Here is a 23,909-nt window from a genome sequence, read left to right as displayed (position 1 = left end):
TAAGGATGTGGCCATTACAGGCCCCGGACATTCGTGTCAGGGGCCTGTTCTATTTGTGAGCGACGCAAAACAAAATGTGGGAGCGAGCTTGCTCGCGATTGCTGGCTAACATTCGACACCTTTGTTGAATGAAAGACCGCTATCGCGAGCAAGCTCGCTCCCACATTTGACTGGGGTCTACATAAGATTGTGGGGGACTCAGTTACCGCGCTTGCTGGTGATCTGCTTCAAACGATTACCTTCAAAGCGCAGATACTGGTACATCCCGCCGTTGGGTCCGTAGGTCCATTCCTCGACTTGAAACTCTTCCCGTCGGTTAGCGCTGCGCTTGTAGCCCAACAGATCACGGCTGACCGGTTCACCGCATTTCTGCAGCACTTCGCTGGACCTGTCCCCGACACTGACCAATTGGCTGCCGCAGCGCAGGGTATCCGCCGCCGAGGCCTGACAGGCAGCCATTGCCAGAGCCAGGCTCATCAGCCATTTCGCGCCCATCACTCGGCGTCCAGATGCAGCGGTGTAACCACCCGACCGTCACTTTCCGCTTCGCCGAGGTTAGCGTCGATGAAGTACACGCGGTCATCGGCCAACTGACCCTTGTCGACCAGATAGTCCTTGATGCTGCTGGCACGTTCCTGACCCAACTGACGCAACAGCACGTCGCTGGAGCTCCAGAACTTGATCACGTCTTCGCGCATTTTTACCGTGCGTTCTTCCTTGCCAAGATCCTTCCACTCGGCGGGCGGCTGCGTCTTCAGGCGCGTGCGATAGATCCCTTCCAGCAGCGGACCTTTCTCCTTATCCGGTACTTCCAGCAGTGAAGCCTGAGCCGGCACCTTGTCACCGCGACGCTGGAGCATTTTGTAGTAGTTGTATTGGTATTCACGTTCCAGACGTTGCTCGGCGATCAGCGGGCCATCGCTGCTGGCGGCCGCCGTGCCTTCGATTTCCAGGCGCAAGGCCGGACGTTCCTTGAGGGCCTGGGACAGTTTGACCAGCGAACCTTCGGCCTCCTTGCTCAGGTCGCTTGAACCCGGGGCAAACGACACAGTGCCCAAATCTTCCGAACCGCCGCCACTGACCAGTCCGCCAATCATTTTGAATGGTGCCGCGGCGGCTTTGACGATCAGGTTGCGCAAGGTCTGCCAGACAATCGGCATGATGCTGAACTGCGGGTTGTTCAGGTCGCCGGTCACCGGCAGTTCGATGGAAATCTTGCCGTCGACGTCCTTGAGCAACGCGATCGCCAGTTTCAGCGGCAGACTCACGGCGTCTGGGCTGTCGACCTTCTCACCCAGTTGCAGTTGCTCGACCACCACTTTGTTTTCGGCCTTGAGCTGGCCCTTGGTGATCAGGTAATGCAGGTCGAGATTGAGCCGGCCCTTGCGGATGCGGTAACCGGCGAACTTGCCGGAGTAGGGCGTGAGCGTAGTCAGTTCAACACGTTTGAAACTGGTGGCGATGTCGAGGCTGGCCATCGGGTCGAACGGGTTGACCGAGCCCTTGATAGTGACCGGTGCGTAGCGGTCGACCTTGCCTTTGATATCGACGCTGGCCGGTTTCGCCTGACGGCTGTCGATGGTGCCGATTTGCCCATTGAGCTGTTGAATGGCCGTGGCGAAATTCGGGGTCAGGCTGAAGTCGGCGAAGTTGGCCGAGCCGTCATTGATGGCAATGCCACCAATGTGGATGCCCAGCGGTTTTTCCTTGCTGGCAGGTTTGGCGGCAGCCGTTTTGGCGCCTGAGTCGGCCGGTTGCGGGATCAGCAGGTCGTCGATGTTGGTGGTGCGGTCATCGTTGATCATGAAGCGCGCATAAGGCTGGAACAGGTTGACCTTGTCGATCGACAGGCTGTCGCCGTGCTGATAGTTCAGGCCTTCGAGCACCAACTGCTGCCACTTGAGGAAGTCGCGGGTTTTGAGGGTGTCGAGGGTATGCAGTTGATCGACCTGAGCACGGCCGGTGACGCTGAACGCCAGTGGCTCGGTGCTTTTCAGATCGACCGCCAGATCACTGCCGAGCATGCCGCTGCGCAGTTCCAGGCGAATGAATGGGTTGATATAGGACTGGGCGACGCGCAGGTCAATGTCCTTGGTTTGTACTTTTAACTTGGCGCTGACCGGGGCGAGATTGACGATACCGTCTGCCGTGATCTTGCCTTGCTTGCCCACGCCCGTATCGAGCTTGAGGTTAAAAGGCGAGCCATTGAGGCTGTCGAAATTCTGCAGGTCCAGGTTCAGCGGGCCGACATCCAACGCTACGGCGGGTTGCGCCTTGCGGTCAGCCAGATGCACCTGGTAATTGCGCAGTTGCACGTCTTTGAGCAGCACCTGCCATGGCTTGCTCGGTGGCGCCGGGTCGGGTTTCGGTGAATCGGCGGCTGCCGGCGTGCTGGTCGGTTCGGCCTTGGCTTTGACGGCTGCTTTGGACGGTTGGCTGGCGAACAGTTTCTGCCAATCGAGTTGCCCGTCGGCCTCGAGGGCGGCCCAGGTTTCCAGTTTCTGGCTACGGATCTTGCCGACGACCACTTGCTGCTTGGCCAGGTCGACGGTGGTTTCACTGATGTCCAGACGCTCGAGTTTCGCCAGCGGTCGACCGTCTGGTGCCTTGATCGCGAACGGCGCGATGCTGACGGCGACGTTGCTCAACAGCAGCTCGGTTTCCTTGGCCAGGTTGAGTTTGTAGTCGGTGCTGAGGCTCATGACGCCGTCTTCGAGCACCAGTGGCACCGAGTCGCGCACATAGGGCCAAAAGGATTTCATCTTGCCGTTGGTGATCTTCAGCTTACCTTCGGAGGCGATCGGGATCAGGCTGAAATTGCCGGTCCAGTCAAGCTTCCCACCTCCTGGGCCAACGGCCATCAAGGTCATGTCGGCACTGTCTTCTGGCAGGGTGCTGAGATTCTTCAACTCGAAATCGAGTTTGTCGTAGAGGAATTCAATGGGCTCGCTGGGCCGCGCATCCTGGAAGTGCAAATAACCACTGGCAAGTTTGATCCGCTCGATGCGCAACGGGAACGGTTTGGCGTTCGGGTCGGCCGGAGTCGGTTCACTGGCGGGGATTTTGAACAGGCCAAGGAGATTGAGCTTGCCGTCCTTGCCGAAGAGGATTTCGGTCTTGGGTTTGTCTATTTCGATATCGGACAGGTGCAGCGCCTTGGTCCAGAGGCTGTCGATCTGCAGGTTGGCGTACAGGCGTTCGAAGCCAACCTGTTCCTTGCCCGGCTCGCCGATGATCAGGCCCCACAGGGTCACTTCAAGGCTGAACGGGTTGAGTTCGATCCGCTGAATCGTCGCGGGCGTCGTTGCGTAATTGGCCAATTGTTGATTGGCCACCCGCAACGCGATGCCCGGCAAAATCAGAAACCCCAGCAGGCTGTAGAGGGCTAGAGCGGTCAACAGAGCGCCAATAGCGCGAATCAATCCTTTGGGCATGTGTGGCTTCATCTGTCTGAATCGGAGTGCGTTGGAGTATGGCACGCGTTTCCGGTTCCGAAGTGATCAAGCTTTATAGGATTTATCTGATTTTTCGGACGAATCTCAGAGTTGCAGAATCAGGGTTTTCAGCGGCGGCTGCTCATCCATTGACGGAAAATCGCCGCCCGGTTTCATCACTGTCCACTCGCGCACCGGCCGGCCGGCTTTCTCTGCACAACGCAAAACCTGCTCGCGCCAGTCGTCCATGCTGACTTTTGCCAGGTTGTTGCAGCAGATCAGCACGCCATTGTCGGCGGTGGTCAGCAGTGCCGGCTTCAGCAGGCTCTGATAGTCGCGCAGCAGGTCGACGGTGCCGAAAGCACTCTTGGCCCAGGCTGGCGGGTCCAGCAGCACGAGGTCGTACTGACGCTGTTCCAGACGCTGATAGCTCGGCAGTTTCTGCCCGCGGCGCTGGCTGATCGGCAGGCCGGCCAACTGGCGGATGGCCGGGAAGTAGTCGGACTGGATGAAGTCCATGGTCGGCAACTGGGGATTGAGCAAACCGTTCTCACGGCCGACGGCCAGGTTGCCCTCAGCGAAGTCGAGGTTGCAGACTTCGCTCGCGCCACCGGCCGCAGCACTAAGGCCGACGCCACAGGTGTAGGCGAACAGGTTCAGCACGCTTTTGTTTTTGCTGTGCTGCTTGACCCAGCCGCGCGTGTTGCGCAGGTCGAGGAACAGCAGCGGATCCTGGCCAGCGTGGCGGCCGCGAACCCGGTAATTCAAGCCCCATTCGTGACCGATCAAGTCTTGCAGGGCGGCCTCGTCGGCGTGGTAGACGGTGTCTTCACGGTCAATGCGCGAGTTGCCACGGGAGCGATCGTTGTAGACCAGCAGCGTTTCGAGGCCCAGGTGCTGATTGATGGTGTCGTGCAGTTGCAGCAACGCATCACGTTCCAGTGACTGGTGAAAGCTTTGCACCAACAATTGCGGGCCGTAGCGGTCGATCGTCAGGCCGCCGGCGCCTTCCTGGCTGCCGTGGAACAGACGATAGCAATCGGTGCCTTGCTGATGCAGTTCGGCCAGCAGGTCCTGACGACGAGCGAGGGCGGCGCGCAGCGCCTGATTCAAGGAAGACATGCTGGGCGCCTTGCAGGAGGGAATTTGGCGCGGGAGTTTAACAGCTTGGGCCGGAACCGAGTTGATGCCATCGCGAGCAGGCTCGCTCCCACAGGAAATCTCTATTGTTTGAAAATTTATGCTCGACACAAATCCACTGTGGGAGCGAGCCTGCTCGCGATGCTTTTGGGGGCAATCAGGTCAGCAGTCCCATCCGTCGTTTGGCCCGGTGCGCCGAGCCGTTACGCACCGCCCAGCGCAGCATCGGCACGCTGCGATTGACGCTGGCACGGATCAGCTTGCGTTGCAGCGGGCTCTGGCTGACGCCCAGCATGTCACTGGCCCAGTCCGGCAGCAGGTCGATCCCGGCCTGCATCATCAAACTGCCGAAAGGTCTGGCCAAACGGCTGGGGGACGGGGCGTTCAACAACAGCCGTAACACCTCTCGACTGCGCTCATCGCACAGCAGCTGTGGGCGAATGCGTTCAAGGTAATCGGTAATTTCCTGCCGCGAACGCGGCACGTCACGGGCGCCGAGCCGTTCGGCGACCAGCGCGATTTCCGCGTAGTAACGGTCCTGGTCGGCCAGGGAAAGGTTCGGATTGCGATAACGCAAATGGGCCGCGAGGAAGTTGCTGACTTCGGCCACGTGCACCCAGGTCAACAGATCGGGATCGCTGGCGGCGTAGGGCCGGCCATCCGGTGCCGTGCCGGTCACTTGCAGGTGGATGGTGCGGACTTTCTCGATCAGCCAGTCGGCGTCCTTTCGCGAACCGAAGGTGGTGCCGGAAATGAACTGCCCGGTGCGGCGCAGTCGGCCGAGCATGTCCTCGCGAAAATTCGAATGGTCCCAGACCCCGGCCAGGGCCAGTGGATGCAGTGCCTGCAGCATCAGGGCGCTGATGCCGCCGATCAGCATGCTGCTGAAGTCACCATGCACTTGCCAGCTCACCGAATCGGGGCCGAACAGGCCGGGATCGCCCTTGGGGTTTTCCAGGTCGAGCTTGCCCAGTGACAAACCGCTCAGGCTCATGATCTGGGTTTCGATACGGGTTCGGATGAATTCCATGGCGACTCAGTGGCGGAAAAGGAGGCGCGGCCATTAACGGCCGCGCAGGCTTTTGAAACAAGCGATTATTGGTTCAGGCGTTTATCGACCAACTCCTGGACCACGCTCGGGTCAGCCAGGGTCGAGGTGTCGCCCAGGCTGTCCAGTTCGTTGCAGGCGATCTTGCGCAGAATGCGCCGCATGATCTTGCCCGAACGGGTTTTCGGCAAGGCCGGCGCCCACTGGATCAGGTCCGGTTTGGCGAAGCTGCCGATTTCCTCGCTGACGTGAGCGAGCAGTGCTTTCTTCAGTTCGTCGCTGGGCTCGGTGCCGTTCATGGGGGTGACGAAGGCGTAGATGCCCTGACCCTTGACGTCGTGGGGATAACCGACCACCGCCGCTTCGGCGATGCTGTCGTGCAGCACCAATGCGCTTTCCACTTCCGCGGTGCCGATGCGGTGCCCGGAAACGTTGATCACGTCGTCGATGCGCCCGGTGATCCAGTAATCACCATCCTCATCGCGCCGGGCGCCGTCGCCGGTGAAGTAGTAACCGGGGTAGGGCTTGAAGTAGGTGTCGACCATTCGTTGCGGGTCGCCGTAGACGCTGCGGATCTGCGCCGGCCAGCTGGACTTGATCGCCAGCACGCCGCTGCCGGCGCCTTTGATTTCCTTGCCCACTTCATCGAGCAGCACCGGTTGCACGCCGAACATCGGTTGCGTGGCGCAGCCGGGTTTGATCCGTTGAGCGCTGACCAGCGGGCTGAGCATGATGCCGCCGGTTTCGGTCTGCCACCAGGTATCGACGATCGGGCAACGCTGTTCGCCGACAGCATTGAAGTACCACTCCCACGCTTCCGGGTTGATGGGCTCACCGACACTGCCGAGTAATCTGAGGCTCGCGCGGGAAGTTTCCTTCAACGGTTCGGGGCCTTCACGCATCAGGGAGCGCAGGGCGGTCGGGGCGGTATAGAAAATGTTCACATGGTGCTTGTCGATCACCTGCCAGAAGCGCGAGCTGCTCGGGTAGCTCGGCACGCCTTCGAAGATCAGCGTGGTCGCGCCGTTGGCCAGTGGACCGTAGACGATGTAGCTGTGGCCGGTGACCCAGCCGACATCGGCGGTGCACCAGAAGACTTCGTCGTCGCGGTAGTCGAGCACGTACTTGAAGGTCATCGCCGCTTGCAGCAGATAGCCGCCAGTGGTGTGCAGCACGCCTTTGGGTTTGCCGGTGCTGCCGGAGGTGTAGAGGATAAACAGTGGGTCCTCGGCGTCCATCGGCTCAGGCGGGCAATCGTCGCTGACGTCGCGCAGCGCCTGGTGATACCAGATGTCCCGGCCCTCGACCCAGTCCACTTCGCCCTGGGTGCGCTCGACCACGATGACGGTGCTGACGTTCGGGCAACTGTGCAGCGCCTTGTCGACCTTCTGCTTGAGCGGCACGACTTTACCGCCGCGCACGCCTTCATCGGCGGTGATCACGGTGCGGCAGTCGGCATCGAGAATCCGGTCACGCACAGAGTCCGGAGAGAAACCACCAAACACCACCGAATGCACCGCACCAATGCGCGTGCAGGCGAGCATGGCGTAGGCAGCTTCGGGGATCATCGGCATGTAGATGCACACGCGGTCGCCTTTCTTCACGCCACGGCTTTTGAGTACGTTGGCCAGGCGACAGACGTTGTGATGAAGTTTTTTGTAGCTGATCTGTACGGATTCGGCAGGGTCGTCGCCTTCCCAGATGATCGCGATTTGATCGCCGCGTTTTTCCAGGTGACGGTCGATGCAGTTGTAACTGACATTCAACTTTGCGCCGGCGAACCAGCTCGCCTCACCGGTTTTCAGGTTATAGCGCTGGACGGTATCCCACGGCTTACTCCAGTCGAGAAAGCGTGTGGCCTGTTCGGCCCAGAAGGTGCTGGGGTGTTCGATGGATTGGCGGTACAGGCGCTTGTAGTCGTCTTGACTTAATTGTGCAGCCCGGCGGACGGCATCGGCTTGGGGGAACGTGCTGATATCGAACATGACGGTTCCTTATTCTTGTTTTTGCGACAAGTAATAAAGATGCGCCGAGTAGCGAAAGGGTTCAAGCCGAACGCCTAATGGGGAGGTGACCCAAAACAACTGTGGGAGCGAGCCTGCTCGCGAATACGATGGTTCAGCCAACATCAATGTCGAATGAAAAACCGTACTCGCGAGCAGGCTCGCTCCCACAGGGGATAGCAAGTGCTGCGTCAGATCACCCGCGGTGACGACCGCGGAAGTAGTTGATCAAGCCTTGGGTCGAAGCATCGTCAGCCGGGGTTTCTTCGCTGCCGACCAGGCGGTTGTAGACGCCTTTACCCAGCTCTTTGCCCAGCTCCACACCCCACTGGTCGAAGGCGTTGATGCCCCAGATCACGCTTTGCACGAAGACTTTGTGTTCGTACATCGCCACCAATGCGCCGAGACGACGCGGGCTGATGCGCTCGACCACCAACGTATTGCTCGGACGGTTGCCCGGGATCACCTTGTGAGGCGCGAGTTTCTGCACCTCTTCTTCGCTCATGCCTTTGTCGCGCAACTCGGCTTCAGCCTCGGCAAGGGTCTTGCCCAGCATCAGCGCCTGGCTTTGCGACAGGCAGTTGGCGTACAGCCACTGGTGGTGGTCGGAGACCGGGTTGAAGCTGACGATCGGCACGATGAAGTCGGCCGGGATCAGTTGGGTGCCCTGGTGCAGCAACTGGTGATACGCATGCTGACCGTTGCAGCCCACGCCACCCCAGATCACCGGGCCGGTGTCGGTGGACACTGGCGTGCCATCCTGGCGCACGCTCTTGCCGTTGGATTCCATGTCCAGCTGTTGCAAATGCTTGGTGATGTTACGCAGGTAGTGGTCGTACGGCAGGATCGCGTGGCTTTGCGCGCCCCAGAAGTTGCCGTACCACACGCCGAGCAACGCCAGCAGCACCGGCATGTTCTGTTCGAACGGTGTGCTCTGGAAATGCTGGTCCATGGTGTAGGCACCGGACAGCAGTTCCTTGAAGTTCGACATGCCGATGGCCAGGGCAATCGGCAAACCGATGGCCGACCACAGCGAGTAACGGCCGCCAACCCAGTCCCACATCGGAAAGATGTTTTCTTCGCGGATCCCGAATGCCACCGCCGCTGCATTGTTGCTGGAGACGGCGATGAAGTGACGATACAGCTCGGCTTCCGAACCACCCTGAGCCAGGTACCAGGCGCGTGCGGCCTGGGCATTCTTCAGGGTTTCGAGGGTGTTGAAGGATTTCGACGAAACGATGAACAGCGTGGTTTCGGCGCGCAGTTTCATGGTCAGTTCGTGGAACTCACTGCCGTCGATGTTCGCCAGGTAATGGCAGCGCACGCCTTTCTGGGCGTAGGACAGCAGCGCTTCGGAGACCAGCTCCGGGCCGAGGAACGAGCCACCGATGCCGATGTTCACCACGTCAGTGATCGGCTTCTCGGAGTAACCGCGCCACAAACCGTCGTGGATACGGCCCACAAGGTCGGTGATCTGGTTCAGGACCTTGTGCACTTCCGGCATCACGTTGACGCCGTTGACCTTCAGCTTGTCGCCGACCGGACGGCGCAGGGCGGTGTGCAAGGCCGGACGACCTTCGGAGGAGTTGACGATTTCGCCTTCGAACAGCGCTTTGATCGCGCCCTGAAGGTCAACTTCGTTGGCCAGGCCCACCAGCAGATCTCGGGTCTGAGCGTTGATCAGGTTCTTCGAGTAGTCGAGAAACAGGCCGCAGCTGCTGAGGGTGAATTGGGTAAAGCGCTGCGGATCGGCATTAAAGGCTTCGCGCATGCTGAAATCCTGCATGGCTTGGCGGTGGTCATTCAACGCTTGCCAGGCGGGCAGAGCGGTAACGTCTTGAGGGGTGCGGTAATACGCCATCGCTGCGGGTTTCCTTTTTACTTGAACGGCCTTTTGAACACTAAAAATACCGGAGCGCTGTGGGTGGGCGTCCGGTCAACTGCGTCGACACGATTTCATGACACAGGGCGAATACAGTAAACCTCGCGCTGCGATCTGTCTTGACTTTGTCTGACCCGTTCCCGGTACTTTTTTATACATCGAGCAGGGAACGGTCCGACAAACGGAAGGGGGAGGGGCTAAGACGGGATCAGGCGACCTGAACCGGAATGGCATTGCTGGTGTGGCTCAGTTCATTACCCGGCGCCATGTAGAGCATGCGTGGCTTGAAGTTGAGCAGCTCGGCTTCGCTGTAGTGGGCGTATGCGCAGATGATCACGCGATCACCGACCTTGGCCTTGTGTGCGGCGGCACCGTTGACCGAGATCATGCGCGAACCTTCTTCGCCACGAATCGCGTAGGTGGTGAAGCGTTCACCATTGTCGATGTTGTAGATCTGGATCTGTTCGTACTCACGGATGCCGGACAGGTCCAGCCATTCGCCGTCGATGGCGCAAGAACCTTCGTAATCGAGTACAGCGTGGGTGACTTCGGCGCGATGCAGCTTGGCTTTGAGCATGATGGCGTGCATGAGTGTTTCCCCGGGTCGGAATCGAACGGCGGGCATTGTGCCCAAAGGCTTGAGGGCCAGCAATACGGCGTTTGGAGTCACCGCCGAACCCCTGTGGGAGCGAGCTTGCTCGCGATGGCGGACTGTCAGCCAACACAAATGTTGAATGTCACTCCCTCATCGCGAGCAAGCTCGCTCCCACAGGGGAATTGCGGTGCGTTCAGGCGGATGCGTCGAGGTTCAGGTGCAGGTTATCGATCAACCGCGTAGTGCCCAGGAACGCCGCCACCAGAATCACCAGATCCCGGTCTTCCGGGGTTGCCGGGCGCAAGGTCAGCGCATGACGAATCTCCAGATAATCAGAACGGAAACCAGCCGCTTCAAGCTGCTTGATCTGCGCACCGATCAACGCCGGGAAATCTCGTTCGCCCTGTTTGATCGCGTCGGCAATCTGCCTCAAACCGCGATACACAACCGGCGCAACGGCCCGCTGTTCTTCGCTGAGGAAACCATTGCGCGACGACAGCGCGAGGCCATCGGCTGCACGTACGGTCGGTTCGCCGATGATCTGGATCGGCATGTTCAGGTCATGCACCAGGGCGCGGATCACAGCCAGTTGCTGGAAGTCTTTCTGGCCGAAGATCGCCAGGTCCGGCTGAACCATGTTGAACAGCTTGGTGACCACCGTCGCCACACCTTCGAAATGCCCGGGACGGCTGGCGCCGCAGAGGCCTTCGGAGAGTTGCGGAACGCTGACTCGGGTCTGGCCGACCATGCCGTCGGGGTACATTTCTTCAACAGTTGGCGCGAACAGCAAGTGGCAACCGGCCTGGAGCAGTTTCTCCTGATCGGCTGCGAGGGTGCGCGGGTACTTGTCGAGGTCTTCGCCGGCGCCGAACTGCAGCGGGTTGACGAAAATGCTCGCGACCACGAAATCCACCCGTTGGGAGGCTTTGGTCACCAGTGCCACATGACCGCTGTGCAGGTTGCCCATGGTCGGCACGAAGCCGATGCGCTTGCCTTCGCTGCGGGCACGGGCCACGGCGGCCCGCAATTCGCGTACGGTTTTTACGGTGTTCATGCAGAGAATCCGTGTTCGATACCAGGGAAAGTCGCCGCTTTGACTTCAGTGACGTACGCACCGAGCGCCGCTTGAATGTTCTGTTGCCCGGCCATGAAGTTCTTCACGAACTTCGGCACACGGCCAGTGATCGACAGGCCGAGCATGTCGTGCAGAACCAGTACCTGGCCGTCGGTGCCACTGCCGGCGCCGATGCCGATCACCGGGATTTTTACCGCCTGGGTGATCTCTTCGGCCAGTTCACTCGGTACGCATTCGAGCAGCAACATCGCCGCGCCCGCTTGTTCCAGGGCGATCGCATCGGCACGCATCTGCCGTGCCTGGTTTTCGTTGCGACCCTGGACTTTGTAACCGCCGAGGATATTCACCGATTGCGGTGTCAGCCCCATGTGCGCGCACACCGGGATACCGCGTTCGGCCAGCAGACGGATCGAGTCCGCCAGCCACAGCGCACCTTCAACCTTGACCATGTGCGCACCCGCCTGCATCAACAGGGCACTGTTGGTCATGGCTTGTTCAGTGGTGGCGTAGGCCATGAAGGGCAGGTCGGCGAGGATCAACGCATCGGTGTTACCGCGTTTGACGCACGCCACGTGGTAAGCCATTTCAGCGGTGGTGACCGGCAGGGTGCTGTCGTGACCTTGCAAAACCATGCCAAGGGAGTCGCCCACCAGCAGCACTTCGACACCAGCCTCATTGCAGGCGTGGGCGAAGGTCGCGTCATAGCAGGTCAGCATGGTGATCTTTTCACCTTTTTGCTTGAGACCTTGCAGAGTGGTCAGGGTGATGGCTGGCATGAAAAGTTCCTCATTCAGGCGCTGTGGAAACTACTGCGAGTAACGCGCGTGATTCTTCGTTAAATACAGGCGCACGGTCTGTTGTCGTGCTTTTAAGGCCTGGATTGCGCCCTTCAACGCCGTGTTGGCGGCAGCGGGACGCCTATAGTCGTGAGGAGAACTCGGGAAGTCAATTGCGTGTGTTACCGCATTGTTACGCGTGGGGTGTTACCGGGGTAACTGATGCGATTCAGCAGCAGATTTTGTGTTCAACACAAAAACCAATGTGGGAGTGAGCCTGCTCGCGATGGCGTCCTGACAGTCAACATCTTCGGTGAGTGTTAAGTCGCTATCGCGAGCAGGCTCACTCCCACAGGGGATGTGCATTAATTCGGAGGGAGTCGTTCCAAGCCGACGAACGGGCAGGCAGCGAGCAAATCACTCAGGCTGCGGCCATCGGCCAGACGCAAATCCGCAGGCGCCAGTTCGGCCAGTGGATAGAGAACGAAAGCTCGTTCCTGCAGATGGTAGTGAGGCACCTTGAGGCGAGGTTCATCGATCAGCCGATCACCGAACAGTACGATGTCGAGATCCAGCGTACGCGGCCCCCAGCGTTCAAGGCGCTCGCGGCCCTGCCCGTTCTCGATGGCTTGCAGCGCATCAAGCAGCGCCAGCGGCGGGAGCGTGCTGTCGAGGGCGGCAACCGCGTTGGTATAACGCGGTTGGCCGGGCAGCAGCGAGTCGCTCTGATAAAACCCGGAAACCCCGATCAGTTCGGTCTGCGGCAACTGTGCCAGCGCGTCGACGGCGCTGCGCAATTGTTCGGCGGGGTCAGCCAGATTGCTGCCCATGCCGATGTAGATGCGTTCCATGGATTACTCGCCCGTGGCGCTCGGTGCGCCGGCGGTGCGTTTGCGCTTGGCGCCACCGCTGCGGCGACGTTTGCGTGGAGCGCCAGTGCCGTCGTCCTTGCCGCTGAGGTCGCGGATCATGTCGCGACGTTCGCTGTCGTTGGCGTCCTGATAATCCGTCCACCATTCGCCCAGGCCATCGGTCTGCTCGCCGGCGCTTTCGCGCAGCAGCAGGAAGTCGTAACCGGCACGGAATCGCGGGTTGTCCAGCAACAGGTCGGCGCGCTTGCCGCTACGGCGTGGCAGACGCTCCTGCATGTCCCAGATCTCGCGGATCGGCATGGTGAAGCGTTTCGGAATCGCGATGCGCTGGCACTGTTCGGCGATCAGTTCATGAGCCGCTTCCTGCATGGCCGGAATCGGTGGCATGCCACGTTCTTGCAGGCGCAATACACGGGCCGGCAGGGCCGGCCAAAGCAGCGCAGCAAACAGGAACGCCGGGGTCACCGGTTTGTTCTGTTTGATCCGCAGATCAGTGTTGATCAACGCTTCGCTGATCAGCGTGTGGGTGTACGTCGGGTTGTATTCCAGCGCCTCGGCACTGGCCGGGAACAGCGGATCGAACAGCTGCAGGTCGACCAGCATCTCGAAGGTGTCCGCGGCATGGCCGGAGAGGAACAGCTTGAGCACTTCTTCGAACAGTCGGGCCGATGGAATCTCGCGCAGCATCGGCGCCAGTTCACGGATTGGCGCGGCGCTGTGTTTTTCGATGCCGAAATTCAGCTTGGCGGCGAAACGCACGGCTCGCAGCATCCGTACCGGATCTTCCTGGTAGCGTTGCTTCGGATCGCCGATCAGGCGGATCAGGTGATTGCGGATGTCGTGTACGCCGTTGGCGTAGTCGAGGATGCGCTCGCTGACCGGATCGTAATACAAGGCGTTGATGGTGAAGTCGCGGCGTTGCGCGTCTTCTTCCAGCGTGCCGTAGACGTTATCGCGCAGGATGCGCCCGCTCTCGTTACGGGAAGACTGGTTGCTGTCTTCCTCTTCATCGTTTTGCGGGTGATTGGCGCGGAAGGTCGCGACTTCAATGATTTCGCGGCCAAAGTGGATGTGCACCAGCTTGAAGCGACGACCGATGATCCGCGCGTTGCGGAATTCGGCCCGCACCTGTTCAGGCGTGGCACTGGTGGCGACGTCGAAATCTTTCGGCGTGATGCCGAGCAGCATGTCACGCACACAGCCGCCGACCAGATAAGCCTGGTAACCGGCGTTCTGCAGGCGTTCGACGATATTCACCGCGTAGCGACTGAATTGGGCCTTTTGCAGCGAATGTTGGCCGCTGTTGAGCACTTCAGGCGTACTGCGAATGTGTTGCGTATGACGCTTGGGAGAACGGAATGACTGGAACAGCTTCTTCAGCATGGGATGCACTGTTTGAAGGAATGTTCGGCCAAAACGAAGAATGACCGCATGATGGGCGGGGATTCTAGCATTTAGTCGGGGGATGGTGTAGGAAGCTGCGCAAGCGCTTGAAGCAGGGGCTTGTTGGTGCGGATTGGCTCTGTGTAGCAGCTGCCGAGCCTGCGAGGCTGCGTTCGACTACGCAGTAGTCGTAAAACCAGAAATTGCGGTGTGTCAGAAGAAGCCGGGTGCCTGTATTGCGACTGCTCCGCAGTCGAACGCAGCCTCGCGTTGCTCGGCAGCTGCTACAAAGTGCCGCTACAAGGGCCAAACACCAGAAACTACAAGGGGAGCCGAAGCTCCCCAAGAAAGTAGTTGCATGCTCTATTTTTATTTTTGATTCGGGCTTTTTGTTTTTGTTAAGTGCCCTCGCCATGAAGTTTTTCCTTCATGGCCCTCCCAATCGGGAGCCAAGAGCAAACGGATTGCTTTGGTCGCTGTGTTGCAGTGATCTTGCGATCCAACCAGTTCAGGCTCTGTCTTGTGACAGTTTTTTGTTGTTCTCGGCCTGGTCGTGGGGCAAGCCCCAAATACAACGCCTCTCCAAAAGAATCAGTTAGCTGCGCCTCTCGCCGTCTTGTTTTTATTGTGCGTGAGTCGATACGTCTTATTTTTATTGTCTTGTGCATTGCTTGTTATTGTTCTTGTACCAAACATATAGCAGGGGGCGTGCCAACTTTTGCGAGGCCCAGCAAAACAAGGGGTTAGGCCGGCTGGTGAGGTTTTCAGAGGCCAAAAAAAACCGGGGCTTCGTTACCGTAAGCCCCGGCTTCTGTTACGTGGAAAAACTGAGGTAACAGTTTTTTCACCTTGTCACGTGTTACCCGCGCATCAGACAGGCGAGGTTCAGCTCTCGCTTGCCACCCCGGTCTTGCGCCGCGGAATGCCCAGGCGCTGACGGCGTTCCCACAGGCATTTGCGACTGACACCAAGTTTGCGCGCCAACTCGGTTTCGGTCATGTGGTCCTGATGCTCGAGAACGAAGTGCTGGAAGTAGTCTTCCAGTGACAGGTCTTCGGTCGGCTCATGGCTATTGTTACCGGCGGCGCTGCCCTGTTGCGGAGGCAGGCCGATGAAATCGTCATCGTCCAGATCGCTCAGTTCGATGTCGATCCCCAGCAGCTCGGCGGAAATCTCCGGGCTCTCGCACAGGATGACGGCACGTTCTACGGCGTTTTCCAGCTCACGAACGTTACCCGGCCAGGCGTAATGACGAATCGCCTGCTCGGCATCCGGGGCGAACTTCAAGTCGGTGCGGTTGACTCGCGCGCTCTGCCGCGCCAGGAACGCGGTGGCAATTTCGTTGACGTCGGCGCCACGTTCGCGCAGGGCTGGCAGTTTCAGGGCGATCACGTGAAGGCGGTAATACAAGTCTTCACGGAACTGGCCGATCTTCGCCAGGCTCTTGAGGTCCCGGTGAGTCGCGGCAATCAGGCGCACATCGACTTTCTGTGACTGCACCGAACCCACACGACGAATTTCACCTTCCTGCAGCACGCGCAGCAGGCGGGCCTGGGCTTCCAGTGGCAGTTCGCCGATTTCGTCGAGGAACAAAGTGCCGCCGTCGGCCGCTTCGACCAGGCCGGCACGCCCGGCGCTGGCGCCAGTGAACGCGCCTTTTTCGTGGCCGAACAGTTCGGACTCGATCAGGCTTTCTGGAATGGCCGCGCAGTTCACCGAAATCATCGGCGCCTTGGCACGTTTGGACAGGTTGTGCAGGGCGCGCGCCACCAGTTCTTTACCGGTGCCGGATTCGCCCTGGATCAAGACATTGGAGTCGGTTGGCGCGACTTTGCGGATCTTGCTGTACAGATCCTGCATAGGCGGGCAGGAGCCGATGATGCCGATTTCGCCGTTGTTGTTGCTGGCGCCCGGTTTCGCGGCGCCATTGCCGGTTTTACCGGCGACCGGCTCACCGCTGGCTTGTACAGCTTGGCGGTCACGCAGGATTCGCGCGACGGCTTGCAGCATTTCGTCGTGGTCGAAAGGCTTGGCGATGTAATCCACCGCGCCCATCTTCATCGAGTCGACCGCCGAACGCAGGCTGGCGTAGCTGGTCATGATCAGCACCGGAGTGCCCTGGCCGAGCTTGATCAACTCGGTGCCAGGTGCGCCAGGCAGACGCAGGTCGCTGACGATCAGGTCGAACGTGGGAATGGTGAAGCGTTCTTGTGCTTCCTGCACTGAACCGGCTTCGCTGACCTGGTACTGGTTACGTTCCAGCAGGCGGCGCAAGGCGGAGCGGATAATTGTTTCGTCTTCGACGATCAAAATGTGCGGCATTGATTCGATACTCTCGACGGTCTCAGTTCACAGCGGACGTCGCTTCGACATGACGCGGCAAGGTCACCCGAATACGGGTGCCGCGTTGGCTTTGAACATCAGCCGGGCTGTCGATGGTGATTTGTCCATAATGCTCTTCAACGATGGAATAGACCAGTGCAAGGCCCAGACCGGTGCCTTCGCCAGGATCCTTGGTGGTGAAGAAAGGTTCGAACAATCTATCCATGATGTTCTTCGGAATACCGCTGCCTTCGTCTTCCACGATCAAATCGACCGTGTGTTCGCCGGCTTCGCTTTTGACCCGCACCGCGCTGCCGGGAGGCGAGGCATCGCGGGCATTTGAGAGCAGGTTGATCAGTACTTGTGCAAGCCGCTGCGGGTCGCCTTCGACCCAGTGATCGGGATCGCACAGGTTGTAGAACTGCACTTCGAAATTGCGTCGGTTCAGGGCCAGCAAACCGATGGCATCCTGGGCCACTTCGGCCAGACAGACGGGCTCGTCGCTGTGCTGATGGCTGCCGGCGTGGGCGAAGCTCATCAGCGACTGAACGATGCGCGACACGCGTTTGGTCTGCTCGAGGATCTGCCCGCTGATTTCCTTCAGTTCGCTGTCTTCTTCGCGCTCTTCGCGCAGGTTCTGCGCCAGACAGGCAATGCCGGTGATCGGGTTGCCGATTTCATGGGCCACGCCGGCGGCGAGTCGGCCGATGCTGGCCAGACGCTCGGAGTGCACCAGTTTGTCTTCGAGCATCTGGGTTTCGGTCAGGTCTTCCACCAGCAACACCAGGCCGCTGTTGCCGGGCGCAAGCGGTTCATCGATCGCCGCTTTGTGCAGGTTCAGCCAGCGGGTCTGGCCGTCGAGCGCCAGGTGCTGTTTGTGCAAATGCTCGTCCGGCAGATTGATGAAGCCTTGCAGCAGCTCTTTCCATGGATCGGCAATGGTGCTCAGGCGCGAACCGACTACACGCTGCGCGGCAATCCCGGTCAGCTCCTCCATGGCTTTGTTCCACATGAGGATTTCCTGATCCTTGGCCAGCGAGCAGACGCCCATCGGCAACTCCTGCAAGGTCTGGCGGTGATAGCGGCGCAGGGCATCGAGTTCGGCGGCAAGCCCGGTCAGGCGCGAGTGGTAATCCTCGAGGCGACTTTCGATGAAGTGGATGTCTTCGGTGACGTAGTTTTCGCCGCCGGCCTTATAAGGCAGGAATGTCTCGACCATGTCCTGAGCCACACTCGGCCCCATCAGGCCGGAGAGGTTGGCTTCGATACGGTCGCGCAAGCGGCGCAAGGCATAAGGCCGGCGCTCATCGAAAGGCAGATAGAGGTCACGCAGGGCCTGTTCGACTTCTTTCTGTGCTGCCTTGGCGCCCAAAGGTTTTGCCAGCTGTGTGGCGAATTCCTGGGGTGAGGCGGCGTGCAGTTCACGGCGTTGCGGCCGGCGCACGTTGTCCACGGCGCAGGCTTCGGCGGCGCTGGCTTCTTCGCTGCTGGCGTTGGTGAACAGCGAAATCAGGGTGAACATCAGCACGTTGGCCGCCAGCGAGGCGATCGCTGCCATGTGCCAACTGGTGTCGTCCAGTACGTAGATCATGTTCAGCAGCGGAATGTAGAAACCCTGCAGATTGCCAACCAGCGGCAGCAGCATGGTCACCAGCCACACCAGAATCCCCGCGAGCAAACCGGCGATGAAACCGCGGCGGTTGGCGGTCGGCCAGTACAGTACCGACAGCACGCCCGGCAGGAACTGCAAGGTGGCGACGAAGGCGACGATGCCCAGATTCGCCAGGTCCTGTTCCGCGCCCAGCAGTAGGTAGAAACCGTAACCGGCCATGATGATCGCGACGATCAGCGCCCGGCGGGTCCACTTCAGCCAGCGGTAGATATTGCCTTCGGCCGGCGGCTGATAGAGCGGCAGCACCAAATGGTTCAGCGCCATCCCGGACAGCGCCAGGGTGGTGACGATGATCAACCCGCTGGCCGCCGACAATCCACCGACATAGGCCAATAGCGCCAGGGCCTTGTTGTTGGCGGCGATGCCGATACCCAGCGTGAAGTATTCCGGGTTGGTGGTCGCGCCGAGTTTCAGTCCGGCCCAGAGAATCAGCGGTACCGCAAGGCTCATCAATAGCAGGAACAGTGGCAAGCCCCAGCTCGCACTGACCAGCGAGCGCGGGTTGAGGTTTTCGGTAAACGTCATGTGGTACATGTGCGGCATCACAATCGCTGAAGCGAAGAACACCAGCAGCAGCGTGCGCCATGGGCCTTCCTGCAATGGTGTGTGCAACGCGGCGAGCGCTGTCTGGTTTTGCAGCAGCCACAGCTCCAGCTGTTGCGGGCCGTCGAACACGCCGTACAGCGCATAGAGGCCAACGCCGCCGATGGCGATTAGTTTGATCACCGACTCGAACGCAATCGCGAACACCAGGCCTTCGTGCTTCTCGCGGGTGGCAATGTGGCGCGAGCCAAAGAAAATCGTGAACAGCGTAATCAGTGCGCAGAAGCTCAGGGCTACGCGATGTTGCACCGGCTCGCGGGTGAGGATGCCGATGGAGTCGGCCACCGCCTGAATCTGCAACGCCAGCAACGGCAGCACGCCGATCAGCATGAAGATCGTGGTCAGTGCGCCGGCCCAGGTGCTGCGGAAGCGGAAGGCGAACAGATCGGCCAGCGACGACAGCTGATACGTGCGGGTGATTTTCAGGATCGGATACAAAAGCACCGGTGCCAGCAGAAACGCGCCGGAGACGCCTAGATAGCTGGACAAAAAGCCGTAGCCGTATTGATAGGCCAGGCCCACCGTGCCGTAAAACGCCCACGCACTGGCATACACGCCCAGCGACAGGGTGTACGTCAGCGGGTGGCGAATGATCGCCCGGGGGATCATGCCCCGTTCGCTGACCCAGGCTACGCCGAACAGCACCGCCAGGTACGCGGCGCTGATCAGGATCATCTGGGTCAGGCTAAAGCTCATCGGCATCTTTTTGGCTCTGCAGGATGAAGGTCACGACGATCAGAATCAGCCAGAGCAGATAAGGGCGATACCAGGCGCCAGTGGCGTCGATCCACCAATCCATGATGGCTGGGGAGAACAGATAAATCCCCACTACGAGGAGCAGGACCAAGCGATAGATGTACATCCCGGCCTCTCTTTTTTATGCGCGTGCCCGAAAACGTGCGGCGATGGTAACGGATGGGCGCGCCACTGCAAGTGTGATCACTGTAGTTGTGCTTCGGGCAGGTTGAGTGTGCGCGGGATCATCACTGCATCCCAGTGGGCGATGCCCCAGTTCAACACTTCCCGTGGGGTGGCGTAAGCCAGTTCGGCACCGGGATTCTGCCCCAATGCGCGCAACGCACGCAGCAACAAGGGAGTCGCCTGATCTTCGGTCAACGGCGGCGAACGATAGGACTTGCCGAGCTTGTTGCCATCGGGCTGGGTAATCAGCGGGATATGCAGATAGCGCGGTTGCGGCAGGCCGAGCAGTTCTTGCAGGTAGAGCTGGCGCGGCGTGGAGTCGAGCAGGTCGGCGCCGCGGACGATATCGGTAATACCTTGCCAGGCATCGTCCAGCACCACCGCCAGTTGATAGGCGTAGAGCCCGTCGCGGCGACGGATCACGAAATCGCCGACTTCCCGGCCCAGGTGTTGGCGGTACTCGCCTTGCACCCGGTCGATGAAGTGATATTCCAGCTCGGGGACCCGCAGACGAATCGCAGCATCTTTAGTGTCATGACCGGCGTTGCGGCACAGCCCTGGATAAATCCCGTGATAGGGCGCAAGTGTTTTGCGTGAGCAGGTGCACGCGTAGGCCAGGCCGTGATTGAACAGGCGATTGAGGACTTCGGCGTAGGCATCGTGCCGGTCACTCTGTCGGACCATTTCGCCATCCCACTCGAAACCGTAGCTTTCCAGGGCTTTAAGGATCGCCGCTTGAGCGCCGGGCTCTTCCCGTGGCGGATCGAGATCTTCCATGCGCATCAGCCAACGGCCACCCACCGAGCGCGCGTCGAGGTACGAGGCCAGCGCTGCGACCAGCGAACCGAAATGCAGATGTCCACTGGGCGTGGGGGCAAAGCGCCCGATGTAGGTGGGGGAGGTGATGGCAGTCATGGCTGGATATTACTTTGTTGGCGCCTGATAAGCGCACGGCTTGATACCGCTATCGCGAGCAAGCTCGCTCCCACATTGGATCTGCGGCGTTCACAAATCCAGTGTGGGAGCGAGCTTGCTCGCGATGGCGATCTTAAAGTCACAGCAGGTATCAGCGAATCTCAGAAACAAAAACGGAGCGTTCGCACGCTCCGTTTTTAGTTCAAGTCGAGATTACTTGCCGACTTGCTTTTCCTTGATTTCCGCCAGGGTCTTGCAGTCAACGCACATGTCGGCGGTAGGGCGGGCTTCCAGTCGCTTGACGCCGATCTCGACGCCGCAGGACTCGCACCAGCCATATTCTTCGTCTTCGATCAGCTGCAGCGTCTTGTCGATCTTTTTGATCAACTTGCGCTCGCGGTCACGGGCACGCAGCTCAAGGCTGAATTCTTCTTCCTGGCTGGCACGGTCTGCCGGGTCCGGGAAGTTGGCCGCTTCGTCTTTCATGTGATCAACAGTACGGTCGACTTCCTGCATCAAGTCCTGTTTCCACTTATTCAGGATCTTGGTGAAGTGAGCGCGCATGGGCTTGCCCATGTACTCCTCGCCCTTCACTTCTTTGTAGGGTTCGAAGCCGCTGATCGACTGGTTCTGTTGTTGCTTTGCTTGGGTGGACATGAAATAGACCGCCTCTACTCTTGTAATCCATTGCGCAGGATTGCTCCATCACCGACACCTGCCGGCCCTGCGGCTGCAAGCGGGCGAACTTACCAGATCAAATCGGGCCGCGCTACTCCCGGATGTCGAGGTAGTGGCCTACTGTGCTTGCAAATGATTGCAAAGCCTTGTCTGGCGGTGCTGGAGACCTGATCAATTATTGATTTTAGTCAAACCTGAGACACTCGCTTGAGTCGTTTGAGACCAGCGTTATAACGGTCTGACCGCTTTAGGTTCTCGCTCGTTCCTGCGCTTGGGTAGAATCAGTTTTTTTTCCCCGTTGAAGGAAGGCTAATGGCTCAGTCCTACAGTGCCCGCAGTCGCGCGATCGAACCTTTCCATGTCATGGCGTTGCTGGCGCGGGCCAATGAACTGCAAGCCGCTGGCCACGACGTAATCCACCTGGAAATCGGAGAACCCGACTTCACCACCGCCGAGCCGATCATTCAGGCCGGCCAGGCCGCATTGACGGCGGGGAAGACCCGTTACACCGCCGCGCGCGGCATTCCCGAGTTGCGTGAGGCCATTTCCGGCTTTTATCAGCAGCGTTACGGTTTGAACATCGACCCGCAACGAATCCTCATCACGCCTGGCGGTTCCGGTGCGCTGCTGCTGGCCAGCGCCTTGTTGGTGGATCCGGGCAAGCACTGGCTGCTGGCGGATCCAGGCTACCCGTGCAACCGGCACTTTTTGCGGCTGGTGGAAGGCGCAGCGCAGCTTGTTCCTGTCGGTCCGGACGTGCGCTATCAACTGACGCCGGACCTGATTGCGCGCCATTGGGATCACGACAGCGTCGGTGCCCTGGTGGCGTCGCCCGCCAACCCGACCGGGACGATCCTGACTCGCGACGAGCTGGCGGGCCTGTCTGCCGCGATCAAGCAGCGCCACGGTCATCTGGTGGTGGACGAGATCTATCACGGTCTGACCTACGGCACCGATGCCGCCAGCGTGCTGGAAGTCGATGACGGCGCCTTTGTGCTGAATAGTTTTTCCAAGTATTTCGGCATGACGGGATGGCGACTGGGTTGGCTGGTGGCGCCTGAAGCGGCGGTCGGTGAGCTGGAAAAACTCGCGCAGAACCTCTACATCAGTGCCCCGAGCATGGCTCAGCACGCCGCTCTGGCCTGCTTCGAACCGGCCACGATCAGCATTCTGGAAGAACGTCGCGCCGAATTCGGCCGTCGTCGGGATTTTCTGCTGCCAGCCCTGCGAGCGCTGGGCTTTGGTATCGCCGTTGAGCCTGAAGGCGCGTTCTACTTGTATGCCGATATCAGCAAGTTCGGCGGCGATGCCTTCGCGTTCTGCCGACATTTCCTCGAAACCGAACACGTGGCGATTACTCCGGGTCTGGACTTCGGTCGTTATCAGGCTGGCCACCATGTGCGGTTTGCCTACACCCAAAGTCTTCCGCGCCTACAGGAAGCGGTCGAGCGGATTGCGCGCGGCTTGAAGAGCTGGCAAGGCTGATGCGTTTTCATCCTCCCCTCGAAGAGGGCCGTTTGATTCGTCGTTACAAGCGTTTTCTCGCCGATATTGAAACCGTTAGCGGTGAGTTGCTGACCATTCACTGCCCGAACACCGGTTCGATGCTCAATTGCCAGGTTGAGGGCGGGCAGGTCTGGTTCAGCCGTTCCAATGACCCCAAGCGCAAGTTGCCCGGTACTTGGGAAGTCGGCGAAACCCCGCAAGGGCGCTTGTTTTGCGTGAACACCGGGCGGGCCAATGGCTTGATCGAAGAGGCACTGCGAGCCGGTGTCATCACCGAACTGAACGGCTTTACCGAACTGAAACGTGAAGTGGCCTACGGTCAAGAAAGCAGCCGCATCGACTTCCGCCTCGATTACCCGAGCGGGCCGGCTTATGTGGAAGTCAAAAGTGTCACCCTGGGCTTCGATGGCTCATCGGTAGCGGCATTTCCCGATGCAGTGACCCAGCGCGGGGCCAAGCATTTGCGCGAATTGGCGCATTTGGCCCGGGACGGAATTCGTGCGGTGCAGTTGTATTGCGTCAATCTCACCGGCATTGACGCCGTGCGTCCGGCAGAAGAAATCGATTCGGCCTACGCCGCAGCCTTGCGTGAGGCGGTGTCGTGCGGGGTCGAGGTGCTGGCCTATGGCGTGCACTTGACCCACGAAGAAATGCTGGTCGATCGACGTCTGGACGTGTTGCTCAACGGCTAAAGACTGACCCAGATCCCTTGCTCGTCTTCGCGGCAGGCGACTGTGGTCAGGGACTGCCCGGCGCAAGGGCCGGCGACGCATTCGCCGTCTTCGATCAGAAACAGTGCGCCGTGGGTCGCGCACTGGATCAGGCTGTTGCTGGGGTCGAGAAACTGGTCGGGCTTCCATTCCAGTCCGACGCCACGGTGCGGGCAGCGATTGATGTAGACGTAAACCTGACCATCACGGCGCACGGCAAAGAGCTTCTGGCCGTCGATGTCGAAACCGCGACTGCTGGCATCGGCCAGCTCAACGCCTGCACAAAGAAACTTCATGTCTATCCTCAAGTCCTGCGGCTCGTGACTGGATATGTCCGAGCTTGACGTTCAAATGCAAACAATTATCAAATGGCT

General features: G+C 59.7%; 19 protein-coding genes. 2 read left to right on the top strand and 17 right to left on the bottom strand.

Annotation, left to right across the window (positions count from 1 at the left end):
- Positions 1-198: 198 nt before the first annotated feature.
- From AC3IUE_RS27780 to dksA, 16 genes are all read right to left on the bottom strand, one after another.
- Positions 199-495 (bottom strand): DUF2845 domain-containing protein, encoded by a 297-nt coding sequence (locus tag AC3IUE_RS27780; protein ID WP_489264329.1) that lies wholly within the window; start codon positions 493-495, stop codon positions 199-201.
- Positions 495-3,446, bottom strand: coding sequence for a DUF748 domain-containing protein (locus AC3IUE_RS27775; protein ID WP_489264328.1), 2,952 nt, complete (start codon positions 3,444-3,446; stop codon positions 495-497). Before AC3IUE_RS27775 ends, AC3IUE_RS27780 begins: the two co-directional genes overlap by 1 nt.
- A 93-nt stretch (positions 3,447-3,539) precedes the next feature.
- A complete protein-coding gene (locus AC3IUE_RS27770) occupies positions 3,540-4,556 on the bottom strand; it encodes a class I SAM-dependent rRNA methyltransferase (protein WP_056746061.1) in 1,017 nt (338 codons plus the stop codon).
- A gap of 175 nt (positions 4,557-4,731) precedes the next feature.
- Entirely contained in the window at positions 4,732-5,604 is an 873-nt protein-coding gene (locus AC3IUE_RS27765) for an oxygenase MpaB family protein (RefSeq protein ID WP_489264327.1), read from the bottom strand.
- A 65-nt stretch (positions 5,605-5,669) separates the two neighbouring features.
- A complete protein-coding gene (gene acs / locus AC3IUE_RS27760) occupies positions 5,670-7,607 on the bottom strand; it encodes an acetate--CoA ligase (protein WP_489264326.1) in 1,938 nt (645 codons plus the stop codon).
- Between the two features lie 214 nt (positions 7,608-7,821).
- On the bottom strand, positions 7,822-9,486 hold the full coding sequence (gene pgi / locus AC3IUE_RS27755; RefSeq protein WP_056746068.1) for a glucose-6-phosphate isomerase: 1,665 nt from the start codon (positions 9,484-9,486) through the stop codon (positions 7,822-7,824).
- A gap of 229 nt (positions 9,487-9,715) precedes the next feature.
- Positions 9,716-10,096, bottom strand: a complete 381-nt coding sequence (panD, locus tag AC3IUE_RS27750) for an aspartate 1-decarboxylase (protein WP_008153310.1) — start codon at positions 10,094-10,096, stop codon at positions 9,716-9,718.
- Positions 10,097-10,295: 199 nt separating this feature from the next.
- Entirely contained in the window at positions 10,296-11,156 is an 861-nt protein-coding gene (gene panC, locus AC3IUE_RS27745) for a pantoate--beta-alanine ligase (RefSeq protein ID WP_489264325.1), read from the bottom strand.
- Entirely contained in the window at positions 11,153-11,953 is an 801-nt protein-coding gene (gene panB / locus AC3IUE_RS27740; RefSeq protein WP_033054352.1) for a 3-methyl-2-oxobutanoate hydroxymethyltransferase, read from the bottom strand. The genes panC and panB overlap by 4 nt, the downstream gene beginning before the upstream one ends.
- Positions 11,954-12,318: 365 nt before the next feature.
- Positions 12,319-12,804, bottom strand: coding sequence for a 2-amino-4-hydroxy-6-hydroxymethyldihydropteridine diphosphokinase (folK, locus tag AC3IUE_RS27735; protein WP_489264324.1), 486 nt, complete (start codon positions 12,802-12,804; stop codon positions 12,319-12,321).
- A 3-nt stretch (positions 12,805-12,807) separates the two neighbouring features.
- Positions 12,808-14,208: a polynucleotide adenylyltransferase PcnB gene (locus tag AC3IUE_RS27730; RefSeq protein WP_008153304.1), complete on the bottom strand. Its 1,401-nt coding sequence runs from the start codon at positions 14,206-14,208 to the stop codon at positions 12,808-12,810.
- Between the two features lie 885 nt (positions 14,209-15,093).
- The gene (locus AC3IUE_RS27725) at positions 15,094-16,530 is read right to left on the bottom strand and encodes a sigma-54-dependent transcriptional regulator (protein WP_489264323.1); all 1,437 of its coding nucleotides are present in this window, start codon (positions 16,528-16,530) and stop codon (positions 15,094-15,096) included.
- Between the two features lie 22 nt (positions 16,531-16,552).
- Complete coding sequence (locus AC3IUE_RS27720; RefSeq protein ID WP_162247459.1) at positions 16,553-19,507, bottom strand: sensor histidine kinase; 2,955 nt, start codon at positions 19,505-19,507, stop codon at positions 16,553-16,555.
- Entirely contained in the window at positions 19,491-19,667 is a 177-nt protein-coding gene (locus AC3IUE_RS27715; protein ID WP_003176118.1) for a hypothetical protein, read from the bottom strand. Before AC3IUE_RS27715 ends, AC3IUE_RS27720 begins: the two co-directional genes overlap by 17 nt.
- A gap of 77 nt (positions 19,668-19,744) precedes the next feature.
- Positions 19,745-20,641, bottom strand: a complete 897-nt coding sequence (gene gluQRS / locus AC3IUE_RS27710; protein ID WP_489264322.1) for a tRNA glutamyl-Q(34) synthetase GluQRS — start codon at positions 20,639-20,641, stop codon at positions 19,745-19,747.
- Positions 20,642-20,854: 213 nt separating this feature from the next.
- Entirely contained in the window at positions 20,855-21,298 is a 444-nt protein-coding gene (dksA, locus tag AC3IUE_RS27705) for an RNA polymerase-binding protein DksA (protein WP_008153293.1), read from the bottom strand.
- Positions 21,299-21,631: 333 nt separating this feature from the next.
- Here dksA and AC3IUE_RS27700 point away from each other — a divergent pair, with 333 nt between their 5' ends.
- A complete protein-coding gene (locus tag AC3IUE_RS27700) occupies positions 21,632-22,804 on the top strand; it encodes a pyridoxal phosphate-dependent aminotransferase (RefSeq protein WP_489264321.1) in 1,173 nt (390 codons plus the stop codon).
- Entirely contained in the window at positions 22,804-23,517 is a 714-nt protein-coding gene (sfsA, locus tag AC3IUE_RS27695) for a DNA/RNA nuclease SfsA (RefSeq protein ID WP_223433342.1), read from the top strand. The genes AC3IUE_RS27700 and sfsA overlap by 1 nt, the downstream gene beginning before the upstream one ends.
- Here sfsA and AC3IUE_RS27690 read toward each other — a convergent pair.
- Complete coding sequence (locus AC3IUE_RS27690; RefSeq protein WP_150658154.1) at positions 23,514-23,831, bottom strand: Rieske (2Fe-2S) protein; 318 nt, start codon at positions 23,829-23,831, stop codon at positions 23,514-23,516. The two genes, sfsA and AC3IUE_RS27690, sit on opposite strands and share 4 nt — an antisense overlap.
- Positions 23,832-23,909 lie beyond the last annotated feature (78 nt).

The organism is Pseudomonas sp. GL_093, from assembly GCF_057837605.1.
The sequence above is the reverse complement of the archived record's forward strand: the minus strand, read 5'-3'. Positions and strand labels throughout refer to the sequence as shown.

Excerpts from the sequence above, each read along its gene's own strand:
- AC3IUE_RS27780 (WP_489264329.1), bottom strand. The coding sequence starts at position 495 with ATGGGCGCGAAATGGCTGATGAGCCTGGCTCTGGCAATGGCTGCCTGT.
- folK (WP_489264324.1), bottom strand. The coding sequence starts at position 12,804 with ATGGAACGCATCTACATCGGCATGGGCAGCAATCTGGCTGACCCCGCC.
- AC3IUE_RS27765 (WP_489264327.1), bottom strand. The coding sequence starts at position 5,604 with ATGGAATTCATCCGAACCCGTATCGAAACCCAGATCATGAGCCTGAGC.
- panB (WP_033054352.1), bottom strand. The coding sequence starts at position 11,953 with ATGCCAGCCATCACCCTGACCACTCTGCAAGGTCTCAAGCAAAAAGGT.
- dksA (WP_008153293.1), bottom strand. The coding sequence starts at position 21,298 with ATGTCCACCCAAGCAAAGCAACAACAGAACCAGTCGATCAGCGGCTTC.
- AC3IUE_RS27720 (WP_162247459.1), bottom strand. The coding sequence starts at position 19,507 with ATGCCGATGAGCTTTAGCCTGACCCAGATGATCCTGATCAGCGCCGCG.
- AC3IUE_RS27775 (WP_489264328.1), bottom strand. The coding sequence starts at position 3,446 with ATGAAGCCACACATGCCCAAAGGATTGATTCGCGCTATTGGCGCTCTG.
- pgi (WP_056746068.1), bottom strand. The coding sequence starts at position 9,486 with ATGGCGTATTACCGCACCCCTCAAGACGTTACCGCTCTGCCCGCCTGG.
- AC3IUE_RS27690 (WP_150658154.1), bottom strand. The coding sequence starts at position 23,831 with ATGAAGTTTCTTTGTGCAGGCGTTGAGCTGGCCGATGCCAGCAGTCGC.
- AC3IUE_RS27725 (WP_489264323.1), bottom strand. The coding sequence starts at position 16,530 with ATGCCGCACATTTTGATCGTCGAAGACGAAACAATTATCCGCTCCGCC.
- AC3IUE_RS27700 (WP_489264321.1), top strand. The coding sequence starts at position 21,632 with ATGGCTCAGTCCTACAGTGCCCGCAGTCGCGCGATCGAACCTTTCCAT.
- acs (WP_489264326.1), bottom strand. The coding sequence starts at position 7,607 with ATGTTCGATATCAGCACGTTCCCCCAAGCCGATGCCGTCCGCCGGGCT.
- panC (WP_489264325.1), bottom strand. The coding sequence starts at position 11,156 with ATGAACACCGTAAAAACCGTACGCGAATTGCGGGCCGCCGTGGCCCGT.
- AC3IUE_RS27770 (WP_056746061.1), bottom strand. The coding sequence starts at position 4,556 with ATGTCTTCCTTGAATCAGGCGCTGCGCGCCGCCCTCGCTCGTCGTCAG.
- panD (WP_008153310.1), bottom strand. The coding sequence starts at position 10,096 with ATGCACGCCATCATGCTCAAAGCCAAGCTGCATCGCGCCGAAGTCACC.
- AC3IUE_RS27715 (WP_003176118.1), bottom strand. The coding sequence starts at position 19,667 with ATGTACATCTATCGCTTGGTCCTGCTCCTCGTAGTGGGGATTTATCTG.
- gluQRS (WP_489264322.1), bottom strand. The coding sequence starts at position 20,641 with ATGACTGCCATCACCTCCCCCACCTACATCGGGCGCTTTGCCCCCACG.
- sfsA (WP_223433342.1), top strand. The coding sequence starts at position 22,804 with ATGCGTTTTCATCCTCCCCTCGAAGAGGGCCGTTTGATTCGTCGTTAC.
- AC3IUE_RS27730 (WP_008153304.1), bottom strand. The coding sequence starts at position 14,208 with ATGCTGAAGAAGCTGTTCCAGTCATTCCGTTCTCCCAAGCGTCATACG.